Below are 12,132 nucleotides of genomic sequence, written 5' to 3' on the forward strand. Positions count from 1 at the left end.
TTGCCGCCGGGCCCGGGTGCCGGGGCATCTTGTGCGCTGTTGTGGCGGGCCTCTAAACTGCCCCCGAGGAAACTGCCAATCCAAGAAAGGTGCCGACATGGCTGCTGGGGTCGCGGAACAGGAATCGGGCAACTATGCCTATGAGGAGCGCGAGGCGGTTGCCGTCTTCGCCGACGAGGCCTCGCTCAATGCCGCGGTGGATGAGCTGATCGAGGCCGGGCTGACGCAGGAGGATATGAGCCTGCTCGCCCATGCCGCCCGCCTCAGCGGCAAGACCGTCGAGGAGCTGGCGGAAAGCGGCGATGCGCCGCGCGCGGCCTTCGTCTCCAGCGACACGCGCCATGAGGGCCTTGCCGCCGTCGTCGGCGCGCCGGCCCTGCTCGCCGGCATCGGCGCGGCGGCCGTCATCGGCACCGGCGGCGCGGCGTTGATCCCGACGCTGGCGCTGACGGTGGGCAGCACGGCAGCCGGCGGCGCGGTCGGGCTGCTTCTGGCCCGGACCTTCGGCCGCAAGCATGCCAATGTCGTCCGCGACCAGCTGCTGAATGGCGGCCTGCTGCTGTGGGTGCACGCGCCCGACCCGGCGAGCGATGCCAAGATCGTCGGCATCCTCAAGAAGAACGGCGCCGATGACGTGCATATCCACGTCGTGACCCGCAGCTGGGGCATCGCCGACGTTCCGCTGCACGACCTGAACCCGGATCCGCTGCTGGGCTGACCTGCGGGCCGGCGGCGCGCGAGCGTCGCCGGGGTCCAATAGGTGACGGCATCGAATAGGTGACGGCGGCGCCGGTGTCCCGGTCGCCGCCGTCCTGCGTTTACGGGGCCGATGACGGGGGCAGCCGCGCCCCCGCCCGCCGGTCAGCCCTTGACGACGGCCTGGCGGGTGGCGCGCAGCGAGGACATCAGCGGATCGCCGACGTCCAGATGGCCCTTGACCAGATGCTTCGGCGTCAGGGCCAGCCAGTTGTTGAGCGAGACGTCGCGGTACACGCCGGTGTGGAACACGTTCAGCACCCGCACCGGCTCGTCGCCGGTGTTCTCGATGTAGTGGGCGAGCGTCTTCGGGACATAGCCGACATCGCCGGCCACGAAGTCGAAGGTGCGGGCATTGTCGACCGCGTCGAACACGGTCATGCGGGCCTTGCCGCTGATGTAGTACTGGATCTCGTCGGCGTCGGGGTGCCAGTGGATCTCGCGCATGCCGCCCGGTTCGAGGTCGATGAACAGCGCGGCGAGGTTGGTCACTTCGAACGTCTTCGAATCGACGACGGTGGTGGCGCCGCCGGGATAGGGGGTCGGGGCGACCTTCGAGGCGCGGAACACGTATTTGTCGGTGAAGGTCACGGCGCCAAGCTCGGCGCGGACCTGCTCGATCGGCGGCGGCACCGGCTGGCGGAAGATGTATTTCTCCTCGGCGGGGATGCCGTCGAAGGCCTCGACCGGCACGCCGAAATTCTTCGCCAGCACCTCGCGCGGGGTGTGCGCGAAAAGCTCGGTGACGAGAAGGGTCTGGTTCTCCGAGAAATTGCCGTCATTGAAGACGAGCACGAACTCGGTGCCTTCCTCGAGGCCCTGGATCGCGTGCGGGAAGCCGGCCGGGGCGAGCCAGAGGTCGCCGGGTTCGAGGTCCTCGACCAGCGTCTGGCGCTCGTCGTCGATCAGGTAGAAGCGCACCCGGCCCTTGAGCACATAGGCCCACTCGGCCTCCTTGTGCCAGTGCATCTCGCGCACCACACCGGCCGGCAGGCGCATGTTGACGATGGCAAGCTCCTTGAGGGAGCCCATTTCGCGCTGGGTGACCTCGCGCGCCCAGCCGCCGTCCTCGAGGCGGTTATGCGCCATGGCGAAGGGGAATTTGAGGTTCGGGATGCCGCCATGGTCGGTCAGCGGCGGAATCAGGATATCCGGGTTCTGCGCCTCGACGTCCGGGTTGCGCGGCCCGACGATGTCGGCGCCCTTGCTGCCCACGATCGGCTGTTTCAGGTCTGTCATCGCAGTGTTCCTGGTTGAAATGGATGGAAGCGTCGCCGCAGGCGGTCGTGGCGCGCCGGCCGGCGGCCGGCGGCGGTCGTGGCACCCGCCCGGAAGGCCGGGCGGGCGCGCCGGTCAGGCGAACTGGCCGCCGGCGGAGGGATCGACTGCGCCGGGGGTCTTGCGCTCCCTCAGGGCGAGGATGCCGAGCAGGCCGGCGATGGCGGCCGGCAGCAGGATGGCGCCGCTGTTCAGCACATAGTCGCCGATCAGGAAGCCGATGCCGCCGCCGGCGGCGAAGCCGAGCAGGACCAGGAAGAACAGGCCGGACCAGTAGAGGTTGGGCTCGCCATTGATCCCGTCGCGCCGGAACAGCCCCTGAATGAGAAAGTTGAACGCCATCTGCACGACGAAGGTCACGGCGACGTTGCCGTAGAGCATGCCGTGGCTCTTGTGGAAGGCGTTGCCCTGCATGCCGGCGACGAAGCTGATCGCATAGGCGATGTAGTGCGGGTCGATCGCGGCCGCCGGGTCGGCGACCTTGTCGTGCGCCAGGTACCAGAGAACCAGTAGCATGATCGCCTGCAGGAACAGGACGAAGGGCGTGAAGACGCGCCCCTTGCGCAGCGCTGTGGTCATCAGGATGCCGCAGAAGGCGGAGCCGAGGCCGAAGGCGATCACCGAGAGGAAGGGGAAGGTGAACTTCTCGAACTCGCCCTGGGCGAGCCAGAAGCCGCTCTGCACCACATTGCCGGACTGGACGGTGGCGAAGGTTTGCGCGTTGGGAAGCGTCCACGCGTTCATGGAACCGGCCATGACGGCCAGAAGGAAGCCGACGAGCGGCTGTTCCATGAGGGGATAGCGGACCCTCTCAGGATGATCGTGAATGACTGACTGCTGCAAGAGACGCCTCCTGTCGAGGTGTCACCGGCCCCCGGTGACCGCAAATCCAGGCAGGCGGAACAGTCGGTCGCGACCGAACGTAGCGGAAACCCGTGACGGATTGGTATCCGCACGCGTTTCTCGATAGTCAGGCGGTCGTCAGCTCAAGCAATTCCAGCCGCGTCCTGGGCGAATATTTATCGCAGCCGGATGTTCGTCGGGCAATATCCCGAACTGGATAAGTTTCGCGAAGACCCGCTGATATCGCTATGCTTTTTTACGTGTTTGCCTGACGCGAGGCGCTCCGGCGGTCAGCCGGGCCAGAAGCTCGCCACCAGCGGCACGATCATCGAGGTCAGCAGCGCGGCGATGCCGATCGCCATGCCGGCATAGGCGCCGGCGGTCTCGTTGATCTGGAGCATGCGGGCGGTGCCGAGGCCGTGGGCGATGGTGCCGACGGCGAGCCCGCGGGCGCGCCAGTCCTTCACCCGCGCCAGCCGCATCACCGGGCCGTGCAGCAGCACGCCGGAAAGGCCGGTGAGCAGGGTGAAGGCCGCCGCCAGCGCCGGCACGCCGCCGACCTCCTCGGTGATGCCCATGGCGATCGGGGTCGTCGCCGAATGGACGGCGAGGGAGAGCGAGACCTCCCGCGACGCGCCGAGCAGATGGCCGATCGCCAGCGCGCTCAGCGAGGTGGTCAGCGTGCCGATGGCGATGGCCGGCAGGATCGCCCGCGCCGAGCGCCGGATCGAGCCGAGATTGTCGAAGAGCGGCAAAGCGAGGGCGACCGTCGCCGGCCCGACGAAGACGCCGACATACTGGGCGCCGCGCAGATAGTCCGCATAGGCGATGCCGCCGAGGCTCAGCAGCAGCACGATCACCGTCACCGACACCAGCACCGGATTGAGCAACGCGATGCCGCCGCAGCGGCGCTGAAGCCAGCTCGCGCCGACATAGACGCCGAGCGTCAGGCCGAGGCCGAACAGCGGGGAGGTGCTGATGGCGGACAGGGTGGAGGCGGCCGGCACGCTCACGACGGCTCGCTCCGGCTCAGGAAGCGCATGGTGAGCGCCGTGGCGATCATCCCCAGCACGGTCGAACCGAGAATGGCGGCGGCGATCGGCCCGGCCTGCGCGATCAGGCGCGGCAGCTCGTTGACCAGCCCGACGCTGGCCGGCACGTAGAACAGCGCCATGTTCCGCAACAGTCCCTGGCAGGTCTGCTGCATTTCCGGGGCGGGGCCGCGCCGCAGGACCAGCAGCGCCAGCAGCAGCACCATGCCGATGACCGGCCCCGGAAGCGGCGCGCCGGTGACGAGCCGCGCCGCTTCCCCGAGCACGAGGCAGGCGACGATGATGGTCAGCGATTGCAGCATTCGGTCCCCTCACGGCCGTCGGATGTCACCGGGCGTCGGCGCGGGGAAGGGTCTACAGGCCATGGGCGCCATGTGAAGCGAATTGATGTGATGGCAGCAATTCGTCGCGCGTCTGGACGGGCTACTCGCCGCGCGGAAAGCGCTGGTTCTCTTCCAGCACGTTCAGGTCCATGTGGTTGCGCATGTAGCGCTCGGACGCCTTCTGGAGCGGCTGGAAGTCCCAGGGGTAATAGGCGCCGTTGCGCAGCGCCGCGTAGACGACGTGGCGTCGGGCCTGGCTCGCCCGCACCTCGGCATCGAAGCGCCGCAGGTCCCAGCGCGCGCGCATGGTCGCCATCATTCCGGCCAGCACCTCCGCGCAGGCGGGGTCGTCCGCGCGGTTGACCCGCTCGTGCGGGTCGTCGTCGAGATGGGTGAGGATCGGTGGGTCGAGTTCGCACAGGACGAGCTTCCACGGCCCGTCGCGCAGGGCGACGAGCGGCGCGTAGGAGCCTTCCGCTGCATATTCCATCGGCACTGGCCCGCGCGGCGGCCCGCCCGTGGCGGTCGGCACCAGGCTTTCGCCATCCGTCCACGGCATGACGCCGGAGAGATCGAGCGCGGCGAGGTCGGCCAGCGTCGGCAGCACGTCGAGCGTCGACACCGGCCGGTCGACGCGCCCCGCCGGCAGGCCGGGGGCGGCGATCATCAGCGGCACGCGCGCCGAGCCCTCGAGGAAGTTCATCTTGAACCACAGGCCGCGCTCGCCGAGCATGTCGCCATGGTCGGAGACGAACACGACCACCGTGTTTTCCGCCATCCGGCAGCGCTCGAGAATGTCGAGCAGATCGCCGATCTTCTCGTCGATATAGGAGATGTTGGCGAAATAGGCCCGGCGCGAGCGGCGCACGTCCTCGGGCGTGACATGGCTCTTGGCGTGGTCGCTGGCCAGCATCAGGCGCCGGCTGTGCGGGTCCTGAAGCTCGAAGGGAATCGGCGCCACCTCGGGGTCGAGCGCCGGGCAGTCCTCGTACAGGTCCCAGAACCGCTTGCGGGCGACATAGGGGTCGTGCGGGTGGGTGAAGCTGACCGTGAGGCACCAGGGGCGCCCGCCTGCCTGCCCCACGTGCTGCCCGTCCTGCCCGCGCGCGAGATCGTAGAGCTTGCGGCCGGCGTGATAGGCGACCTCGTCGTCATATTCGAGCTGGTTGGTGATCTCGGCGACCCCGGCGCCGGTGACGGAACCGAGGTTGTGGTACCACCAGTCGATGCGCTCGCCCGGCCGCGTGTAGTCCGGCGTCCAGCCGAAATCGGCGGGGTAGATGTCGGTGGTCAGCCGCTCCTCGAAGCCGTGCAGCTGATCCGGCCCGACGAAGTGCATCTTGCCCGACAGCGCGGTGTGATAGCCGGCGCGGCGCAGATGATGGGCGAAGGTCGGGATGTCGGAGGTGAACTCCGCCGCATTGTCATAGACCCGCGTGCGGCTGGGCAACTGCCCGGACATGAAGGAGGCGCGCGCCGGCGCGCAGAGCGGGCTCGCCGTGTAGCAATGGGCGAAGCGGGCGGAGCGCGCCGCCAGCGCCTTGAGATGCGGCGCGTGGAGGAAATCGGCCGGCCCGTCCGGGAACAGCGTGCCGTTCAACTGGTCGACCATGAGGACGAGAATGTTCGGCTGGGCCATGGTCCGCCTCGTGAGGGCACGCGTCTGCGATATCGGAGAAAAGGCGCGGCCGCCGGGCGTCGCGACACCGGCGGCCGCAGGAGGTCACAGGCCGAGCGAGGTCTTCACGGCGGGCAGGCCCGGCTTGCCGTCAAGGGTGGTGACGCCCTCCAGCCACGGGCCGAGTACCTGCGGATTGGCCTTGATCCACGCCTTGGCGGCGGCCTTCGGCTCCATCCCCTCGTCGAGGATCTTGCCCATCATGGCGTTCTCGGTCGACAGCTCGAAGGTGAGGTTCTTGAACAGCTGCGCGGCGTTGGGGCACTGCGCGGGCCAGCCGGCGCGGGCCAGCGTGCGCACGTCGGCGCCGCCGTAATTGGCGCCGAAATAGCTGTCGCCGCCCGAGAGATAGGTGAGCTTGAAGGTCTCGTTCATCGGGTGCGGCGCCCAGGCGAGGAAGACGATCCAGCCCTTGCCGTTCTGCGCGCGCTTCACCTGCGCCAGCATGGCCTGCTCGCCCGACTCGACCAGCTTCCAGCCCTTCAGGCCGAAATCATTGGCGTCGACCATCTTCTGGATGTTCTGGTTGGCCGGCGCGCCGGGCTCGATGCCGTAGATCTGCTTGTCGAACTTGTCGGCGTTGGCGGCGAGGTCCTTGAAGTCCTTCACCCCGGCCGCCGCCACGTAGTCGGGCACGGCAAGGGTGAACTTGGCGCCTTTGAGGTTGGTGCCGAGCACCTCGACCGCCTTGGCCTCGTTCAGCGCGTCGATGAACTTCTGCTGCGCCGGCATCCAGTTGCCGAGGAAGACGTCGAGATTGCCGTTCTTCATCGACTCGTAGCCGATCGGCACCGAGAGCGTCTTGACGTCCTGCTTGTAGCCGAGCCCGTCGAGCAACACACCGGCAAGGGCGTTGGTGGAGGTGATGTCGGTCCAGCCGGGGTCCGACATGCGCACGACCTGGCAGGCCGGCGCGTCGGCGGCGGCGAGCGGGCCGGCGGAGAGGAGAAGGCAGAGGGCCGAAGCGGCCAGAACGGAACGGTTCATCAGGGTACACCTCTGGAAGGAGCGAGAGCCGTGAGATGTTCAAGCAGCCGCCTTGTGAAGCCTGCGGCCTTCCTTGCGTAAGACCATCAGACGATTAAATGCTGCGCCCTGTGAAGTTGTTCATTTTCGATGATCGGCATAAACTAGGCTTATGTCTGAAGCTCGCCTCGACCTCGGCTGGGTTCGCGTCTTCGAAGCGGTGGGGCGGCGCGGCAGCCTGACCGCGGCGGCCCATGAACTCGGACTGTCGCAGCCGGCGGTGAGCTACACGGTACGCATGCTCGAACAGCAACTCGGCACCCGCCTGCTGGAGCGCGGCCATCGCGGCAGCACGCTGTTGCCGGCGGGCGAGCGGCTGCACCGCGCGGCAAGCGCGGCGGTGGCCGAACTCGATGCCGGCGCGCGCGCCATCCGCCGCATGAGCCGGCAGCCGGTGGTGCGGCTGTTCACCGATTACGGCTTCGCCTCCTTCTGGATGATGCCGCGCGTGGCGCAGTTCCGGCGGGTGCGCCCCGATACCGAGGTCCACATCATCGCCTCCGCCGCCGCCGATCCCGGCGCCGACGAGGCGGAGGACGTGGCGGTGCTGTTCGGCACCCGCGCCGATTTCGGGGCCGGCGCCACCCAGCTTTTCGAGGAGCGCGTCTTTCCCGTGTGCAGCCCGCATTTCGCCGCCCGGCACGGGCTGAGCGAGGACCCGCGCCGGCTCGCCAACCTGCCGCTGCTGCATCTGGACAGCACGCCGCATCCACGCTGGTTCGCCTGGCGCGACTGGTTCGCGGCGATGAGCGTGAGGCGCGAGCCGGGGCCGGGCGATTTCAGCCTGAACACCTACGGCCTCGTCGTGCAGGCGGCCATTGCCGACCAGGGCGTGGCGCTCGGCTGGGCCGGGCTGATCGACGGCGCTCTCGCCGACGGCACGCTGGTCGCCGTCGGGCCGCCGCTGGCGCGGCCGGAAAGCGGCTACTGGCTGCGGCCCGGCCCCGAGCCCTCCGGCCCGGCGCGCGAACTGATCGACTGGATCATCGGCGAGGCGTGAGGGGCGGGCGCGGCTAGGGCGCGGCCTCGTCGCGCAGGCGGCGCACAAGGTCGAGAAAGGCCTGCGCCGCGCGGGTGACGGTGCGTTCGCGGTGGCGCAGGGCGAGGAATTCGCGCGAGGGCAGCGGCAGGTCGATCGGCACCACGGCGCCGGCGCGGATGGCGCTGCCCACCACGCGGCGGGAGATGACCGTGGCGCCGCTGCCGGCCTCCACCGCCGCGCGGATCGCCTCGTTCGAGGGATATTCCAGCACGATGTCGATCTCGGAGGGGCGCACGCCACGCTCCGCGAGATAGGCCTCGAAGAGCGCCCGCGTGCCCGAGCCCGGCTCGCGCAGCACCCACGGTCCCGCGCGCAGTTCCGGTGCCGAGCGCGGGGCCTGTCGCGCCCAGGGATGCGTGACCGGCGCCACCAGCACCATCTCGTCCTCGGCGAGCGGCAGGACGGTGAGGGCGGGGTCCTCGATGCGCCCCTCGACGATGCCGAGATCGGCGCGGCCATCGTGCACGCTGGCCGCCACCTCGTCGGTATTGCCGATTTCCAGCCGCACCTCGATGCCGGGATGCAGCGCGCGGAAGCGCTGGATGATTCCTGGCAGCCAGTAATTGGCGACGGTCTGGCTTCCCGCCAGCGCCAGCCGGCCACGTGCGAGGCCGGAGAGGTCGACCAGCACCTGCTCGGCCGCCGCCACCTGCGCCAGCACGGCCCGCGCCTCCACCAGCAGCAGCCGGCCGGCCTCGGTGAGCATGATGCGCCGGCCCACCCGGTCGAACAGCTTCGTGGCGTGGTTCGCCTCCAGCGTGGCGATGGCGGCGCTGGTCGCCGACTGGGTGAGGTTCAGCGCCTGCGCGGCCTTCGTCAGATGCTCGCGCTCGGCGACGGCGACGAAGATGCGCAGCTGCTCAAGGGTCATGGTGCCTCAATAGGTCATCTTCACCAGCATTAGGCTGAAGCCGGCGATGAAGGCAAAGGCCGCGAGGCCGAGAAGGAACGGGCGCAGCCCCTTCGCCCGCAGCTTGGCGATGTCGGTTTCCAGCCCCATCGCCGCAAGGGCCATGGAGAGCAGGAAGGTCGTCGCTCCCACCAGCGCGCCCTTCACCTCGGCGGGAATGGTCACGACGCTGTTGACGGCGATCATCGCGATGAAGCCGAGCACGAACCACGGCACCGGCGGGCGGGCGCCCGCGCCATGCCCGCGATGGCTGGCGCGGCGGCTGGCGATGAAGCCGAGCGAGAGCACCACCGGCGCCAGCAGCATCACCCGCGAGAGCTTGGCGATGGTGCCGAACTTGCCGGCCGCCTGCCCGTCCTGATAGGCGGCGGCCACCACCTGCGCGATCTCGTGGATCGAGGCGCCGGCCCACAGGCCGTAGGCGTGGGCGTCGAGGCCGAGCAGCCCCGGCAGCAGCGGGTAGACGAACATGGCGAGCGAGCCGAACACCGTCACGCAGGCCACCGCATAGGCGACATCCTCGTCCGGGGCGCGCGTCACCGTGTTGGTGGCGATCACCGCCGAGGCACCGCAGATCGAGGTGCCGGCGGCGATCAGCTCGGCGAGCCCGCGCTCGACGCCCATCAGCCGGCCGAGCGAGGTGGTGAACAGGAAGGTGGCGACCAAAGTCAGCGCGATGACCGCGACGCCGCTGGCGCCGACCTCGGCGATCTGCGCGGCGGTGAGCTGGAGGCCGAGCAGGACGATGGCGAAGCGCAGGATGCGGCGCATGGAGAAGGCGACACCCGCCTTGGCCCGCGCCGGAGTGCCGATGAGGTTGTGAAAGCCGATGCCGATGACGATGGCGAGGATCATCGGGCTGAGCAGCCCCAGCATCGGCAATTGCCGCAGCCCGAAGGCGGCGGCGGCGATGGCGCCGGCCAGCAGCAGGCCCGGCAACAGGCCGCGCAGATGCCCCGGCAACAGGCCCGGCGCCTGCCGGGGTTTCGCCGTCGCCGCGCCGTGGCGCGGTGCGATCGCCTGTGACGTTACGCTCATGATGCCGCCTCCTTCGTTGACGGCGACGAGATGACATGCAGCAGATCGTTCGATCCAACTCATAATTATATATGTTTCGTTCGATAAAAGCGAACGAATGGAGTCGATACGCGTGGGTGTGGGATTCCCGGGGGGCCGTCGCGGGCGCCGCAGGAGCACGCGTCAGCGTTTATACTTATCAAAAAACGATTGCATAAAATCGTAACTATTATAGCTCTTGCCGTGGCAGGAACGGACCTGCCGTGCTCATCAAGGTGCCCGGACATGACCCGCAATATCGGAACCATCGACCGTACGCTGCGCGTGCTCGTCGGCCTTGCGCTGCTGTCGCTCCTGTTCGTGCTGGAGGGCAATCTGCGCTGGCTCGGCCTGATCGGCTTCGTGCCGCTGCTGACTGCGTTCCTCGGCAACTGCCCCGCCTATTCGATCCTTGGCGTCTCGACCTGCCCGCTCGGCGCGCGCAAGTGACGTCCTCGGCGATCCGGGAGGCCACATCATGACCCAGAAGCCCGACGTCACCGGCTTCTTCGACCCCCGCACCTGGTCGGTGCAGTACGTCGTCGCCGACCCGGCGACGCGGCGCTGCGCCATCGTCGACCCGGTGCTCGACTTCGACGAGAAGTCGGGCCAGACGGCCAGCCTCAGCGCCGACCGGATCCTCGATTTCGTGCAGGCGCAGGGCTACGCGGTCGAGTGGATTCTCGACACCCACCCGCACGCCGACCATTTCTCGGCCGCGCATTACCTGAAGGGCAAAACCGGCGCCCCCACCGCCATCGGCGAGAAGGTGAAGGACGTCCAGACGCTCTGGAAGGGCTATTACAACTGGCCGGACTTCCCCGCCGACGGCTCGCAATGGGACCGGCTCTTCGCCCATGGCGACACGTTCCGGGTCGGCGACATCGACGCGAAGGTGATGTTCTCGCCCGGCCACACGCTGGCCTCCGTCACCTATGTCGTCGGCGACGCCGCCTTCGTGCACGACACGCTGTTCATGCCCGACAGCGGCACCGCGCGGGCGGATTTTCCCGGCGGCAGCGCGAGGGTGCTGTGGAAGTCGATCCGGGACATTCTGGCGCTGCCGGACGAGACGCGTATCTTCACCGGCCACGACTACCAGCCGGGCGGGCGCGCGCCGATGTGGGAATCCACCGTCGCCGAGCAGAAGGCCGCCAACATCCACATGACGCGCTGCCGGACCGAGGAGGATTTCGTCGCGATCCGCGAGGCACGCGACCGCAGCCTGCCCATGCCGAAGCTGATCCTGCAATCGCTGCAGATCAACACCAATGGCGGACGGCTGCCGGAGCCGGAATCCAACGGCGTGCGCTACCTGAAGATCCCGCTCGACCTGCTGAAAGGCGCCGCGTGGGACTGAAGCCTTTGGGACGGATACCCTCGGGGACGGCGACCATGCTCGATACGCTCTCAAGCGAGACGGCGCAGATGAAGGCGCGGGTGGACGAGGCCTCCGCCTTCCTCAAGAAGCTGTCCAATCCCGACCGGCTGATGGTGGCCTGCGCGCTGGTCGATGGCGAGCGCTCGGTGCGCGAGCTGGAAGACCTGCTCGGCATCCGCCAGCCCGGCCTGTCGCAGCAGCTTGCGGGCCTGCGCGAGGCGGGTCTCATCATCGGGCGCCGGCACGGCAAGCAGGTGTTCTACCGGCTCGCCGACCCGCGCGTGGAAACCTTCATCACCACCATGCACGCCCTGTTCTGCGCACCGCAGGGGGAGAGTTCATCGTCATGACCACGTTCACCCCCTTCGCCTCCTTCGCCGGCGGCCTGCTGATCGGCGCCTCCGCCGTGCTGATGCTGCTTCTGGAAGGGCGCATCGCCGGCATCAGCGGCATCGCCTCCCGGCTGCTCCCGCCCTGGCATGACCGGGAATTCGCCAGCGCCTTCGCCGGCCGGCTCGCCTTCGTCGCCGGCCTGGTCGGCGCGCCCTTCCTCGTCGCCGCCGTCACCGGCGCGCCTGTGGTGCAGACCGTCTCTTCCGATCCCCCGCTCATGGCGGCAGCGGGCCTGCTCGTGGGTTTCGGCTCGGTGTGGGGTTCGGGCTGCACCTCGGGCCATGGCGTGTGCGGCCTCGCCCGCCTGTCGCGGCGCTCCTTCGTGGCGACGGGCGTGTTCATGGCGGCGGGCTTCCTGACCGTTTTCCTGACCCGCCACGTCATCGGAGGCTGA

The 12,132-nt window shown here is 68.8% G+C and carries 14 protein-coding genes; 6 read left to right on the forward strand and 8 right to left on the reverse strand.

The window, feature by feature from the left end:
* Positions 1 to 97 precede the first annotated feature (97 nt).
* The gene (locus GBB76_RS17395) at positions 98 to 718 is read left to right on the forward strand and encodes a hypothetical protein (RefSeq protein WP_152304464.1); all 621 of its coding nucleotides are present in this window, start codon (positions 98 to 100) and stop codon (positions 716 to 718) included.
* 143 nt (positions 719 to 861) lie between these two features.
* On the opposite strand, the gene GBB76_RS17400 is transcribed toward GBB76_RS17395, so the two are convergent.
* The 6 genes from GBB76_RS17400 to choX all read right to left on the reverse strand — a co-directional run bounded on the left by GBB76_RS17400 (position 862) and on the right by choX (position 6,917).
* Positions 862 to 1,995: a cupin domain-containing protein gene (locus tag GBB76_RS17400; protein ID WP_152304465.1), complete on the reverse strand. Its 1,134-nt coding sequence runs from the start codon at positions 1,993 to 1,995 to the stop codon at positions 862 to 864.
* A gap of 114 nt (positions 1,996 to 2,109) precedes the next feature.
* Entirely contained in the window at positions 2,110 to 2,826 is a 717-nt protein-coding gene (locus GBB76_RS17405; RefSeq protein WP_152304466.1) for a YoaK family protein, read from the reverse strand.
* A gap of 341 nt (positions 2,827 to 3,167) precedes the next feature.
* Positions 3,168 to 3,890: an LrgB family protein gene (locus tag GBB76_RS17410; RefSeq protein WP_152304467.1), complete on the reverse strand. Its 723-nt coding sequence runs from the start codon at positions 3,888 to 3,890 to the stop codon at positions 3,168 to 3,170.
* Complete coding sequence (locus GBB76_RS17415) at positions 3,887 to 4,231, reverse strand: CidA/LrgA family protein (protein ID WP_152304468.1); 345 nt, start codon at positions 4,229 to 4,231, stop codon at positions 3,887 to 3,889. Before GBB76_RS17415 ends, GBB76_RS17410 begins: the two co-directional genes overlap by 4 nt.
* Positions 4,232 to 4,352: 121 nt before the next feature.
* Complete coding sequence (gene betC, locus GBB76_RS17420; RefSeq protein ID WP_152304469.1) at positions 4,353 to 5,891, reverse strand: choline-sulfatase; 1,539 nt, start codon at positions 5,889 to 5,891, stop codon at positions 4,353 to 4,355.
* Between the two features lie 84 nt (positions 5,892 to 5,975).
* Positions 5,976 to 6,917, reverse strand: coding sequence for a choline ABC transporter substrate-binding protein (choX, locus tag GBB76_RS17425; RefSeq protein WP_202911125.1), 942 nt, complete (start codon positions 6,915 to 6,917; stop codon positions 5,976 to 5,978).
* A gap of 151 nt (positions 6,918 to 7,068) precedes the next feature.
* Here choX and GBB76_RS17430 point away from each other — a divergent pair, with 151 nt between their 5' ends.
* Entirely contained in the window at positions 7,069 to 7,956 is an 888-nt protein-coding gene (locus GBB76_RS17430) for a LysR substrate-binding domain-containing protein (protein WP_152304471.1), read from the forward strand.
* A 13-nt stretch (positions 7,957 to 7,969) separates the two neighbouring features.
* On the opposite strand, the gene GBB76_RS17435 is transcribed toward GBB76_RS17430, so the two are convergent.
* Both GBB76_RS17435 and GBB76_RS17440 read right to left on the reverse strand, forming a co-directional pair.
* Positions 7,970 to 8,869, reverse strand: a complete 900-nt coding sequence (locus GBB76_RS17435) for a LysR family transcriptional regulator (protein WP_152304472.1) — start codon at positions 8,867 to 8,869, stop codon at positions 7,970 to 7,972.
* Between the two features lie 6 nt (positions 8,870 to 8,875).
* Complete coding sequence (locus GBB76_RS17440) at positions 8,876 to 9,946, reverse strand: YeiH family protein (RefSeq protein ID WP_152304473.1); 1,071 nt, start codon at positions 9,944 to 9,946, stop codon at positions 8,876 to 8,878.
* Positions 9,947 to 10,210: 264 nt separating this feature from the next.
* On the opposite strand from GBB76_RS17440, the gene GBB76_RS17445 reads away from it, so the two are divergent.
* The 4 genes from GBB76_RS17445 to GBB76_RS17460 are packed head-to-tail and all read left to right on the forward strand — an operon-like array spanning position 10,211 to position 12,132.
* A complete protein-coding gene (locus tag GBB76_RS17445) occupies positions 10,211 to 10,414 on the forward strand; it encodes a DUF2892 domain-containing protein (RefSeq protein ID WP_152304474.1) in 204 nt (67 codons plus the stop codon).
* Positions 10,415 to 10,442: 28 nt separating this feature from the next.
* Positions 10,443 to 11,324: an MBL fold metallo-hydrolase gene (locus GBB76_RS17450; RefSeq protein ID WP_152304475.1), complete on the forward strand. Its 882-nt coding sequence runs from the start codon at positions 10,443 to 10,445 to the stop codon at positions 11,322 to 11,324.
* Positions 11,325 to 11,359: 35 nt separating this feature from the next.
* The gene (locus GBB76_RS17455) at positions 11,360 to 11,695 is read left to right on the forward strand and encodes a helix-turn-helix transcriptional regulator (protein ID WP_152304476.1); all 336 of its coding nucleotides are present in this window, start codon (positions 11,360 to 11,362) and stop codon (positions 11,693 to 11,695) included.
* Complete coding sequence (locus GBB76_RS17460; RefSeq protein WP_152304477.1) at positions 11,692 to 12,132, forward strand: YeeE/YedE family protein; 441 nt, start codon at positions 11,692 to 11,694, stop codon at positions 12,130 to 12,132. Before GBB76_RS17455 ends, GBB76_RS17460 begins: the two co-directional genes overlap by 4 nt.

The sequence above is a fragment of the Ancylobacter sp. TS-1 genome, assembly GCF_009223885.1.
Lineage (GTDB): Bacteria > Pseudomonadota > Alphaproteobacteria > Rhizobiales > Xanthobacteraceae > Ancylobacter.

Excerpts from the sequence above, each read along its gene's own strand:
- GBB76_RS17395 (WP_152304464.1), top strand. The coding sequence starts at position 98 with ATGGCTGCTGGGGTCGCGGAACAGGAATCGGGCAACTATGCCTATGAG.
- GBB76_RS17400 (WP_152304465.1), bottom strand. The coding sequence starts at position 1,995 with ATGACAGACCTGAAACAGCCGATCGTGGGCAGCAAGGGCGCCGACATC.
- GBB76_RS17405 (WP_152304466.1), bottom strand. The coding sequence starts at position 2,826 with ATGGAACAGCCGCTCGTCGGCTTCCTTCTGGCCGTCATGGCCGGTTCC.
- GBB76_RS17415 (WP_152304468.1), bottom strand. The coding sequence starts at position 4,231 with ATGCTGCAATCGCTGACCATCATCGTCGCCTGCCTCGTGCTCGGGGAA.
- betC (WP_152304469.1), bottom strand. The coding sequence starts at position 5,891 with ATGGCCCAGCCGAACATTCTCGTCCTCATGGTCGACCAGTTGAACGGC.
- choX (WP_202911125.1), bottom strand. The coding sequence starts at position 6,917 with ATGAACCGTTCCGTTCTGGCCGCTTCGGCCCTCTGCCTTCTCCTCTCC.
- GBB76_RS17430 (WP_152304471.1), top strand. The coding sequence starts at position 7,069 with ATGTCTGAAGCTCGCCTCGACCTCGGCTGGGTTCGCGTCTTCGAAGCG.
- GBB76_RS17435 (WP_152304472.1), bottom strand. The coding sequence starts at position 8,869 with ATGACCCTTGAGCAGCTGCGCATCTTCGTCGCCGTCGCCGAGCGCGAG.
- GBB76_RS17440 (WP_152304473.1), bottom strand. The coding sequence starts at position 9,946 with ATGAGCGTAACGTCACAGGCGATCGCACCGCGCCACGGCGCGGCGACG.
- GBB76_RS17445 (WP_152304474.1), top strand. The coding sequence starts at position 10,211 with ATGACCCGCAATATCGGAACCATCGACCGTACGCTGCGCGTGCTCGTC.
- GBB76_RS17450 (WP_152304475.1), top strand. The coding sequence starts at position 10,443 with ATGACCCAGAAGCCCGACGTCACCGGCTTCTTCGACCCCCGCACCTGG.
- GBB76_RS17455 (WP_152304476.1), top strand. The coding sequence starts at position 11,360 with ATGCTCGATACGCTCTCAAGCGAGACGGCGCAGATGAAGGCGCGGGTG.
- GBB76_RS17460 (WP_152304477.1), top strand. The coding sequence starts at position 11,692 with ATGACCACGTTCACCCCCTTCGCCTCCTTCGCCGGCGGCCTGCTGATC.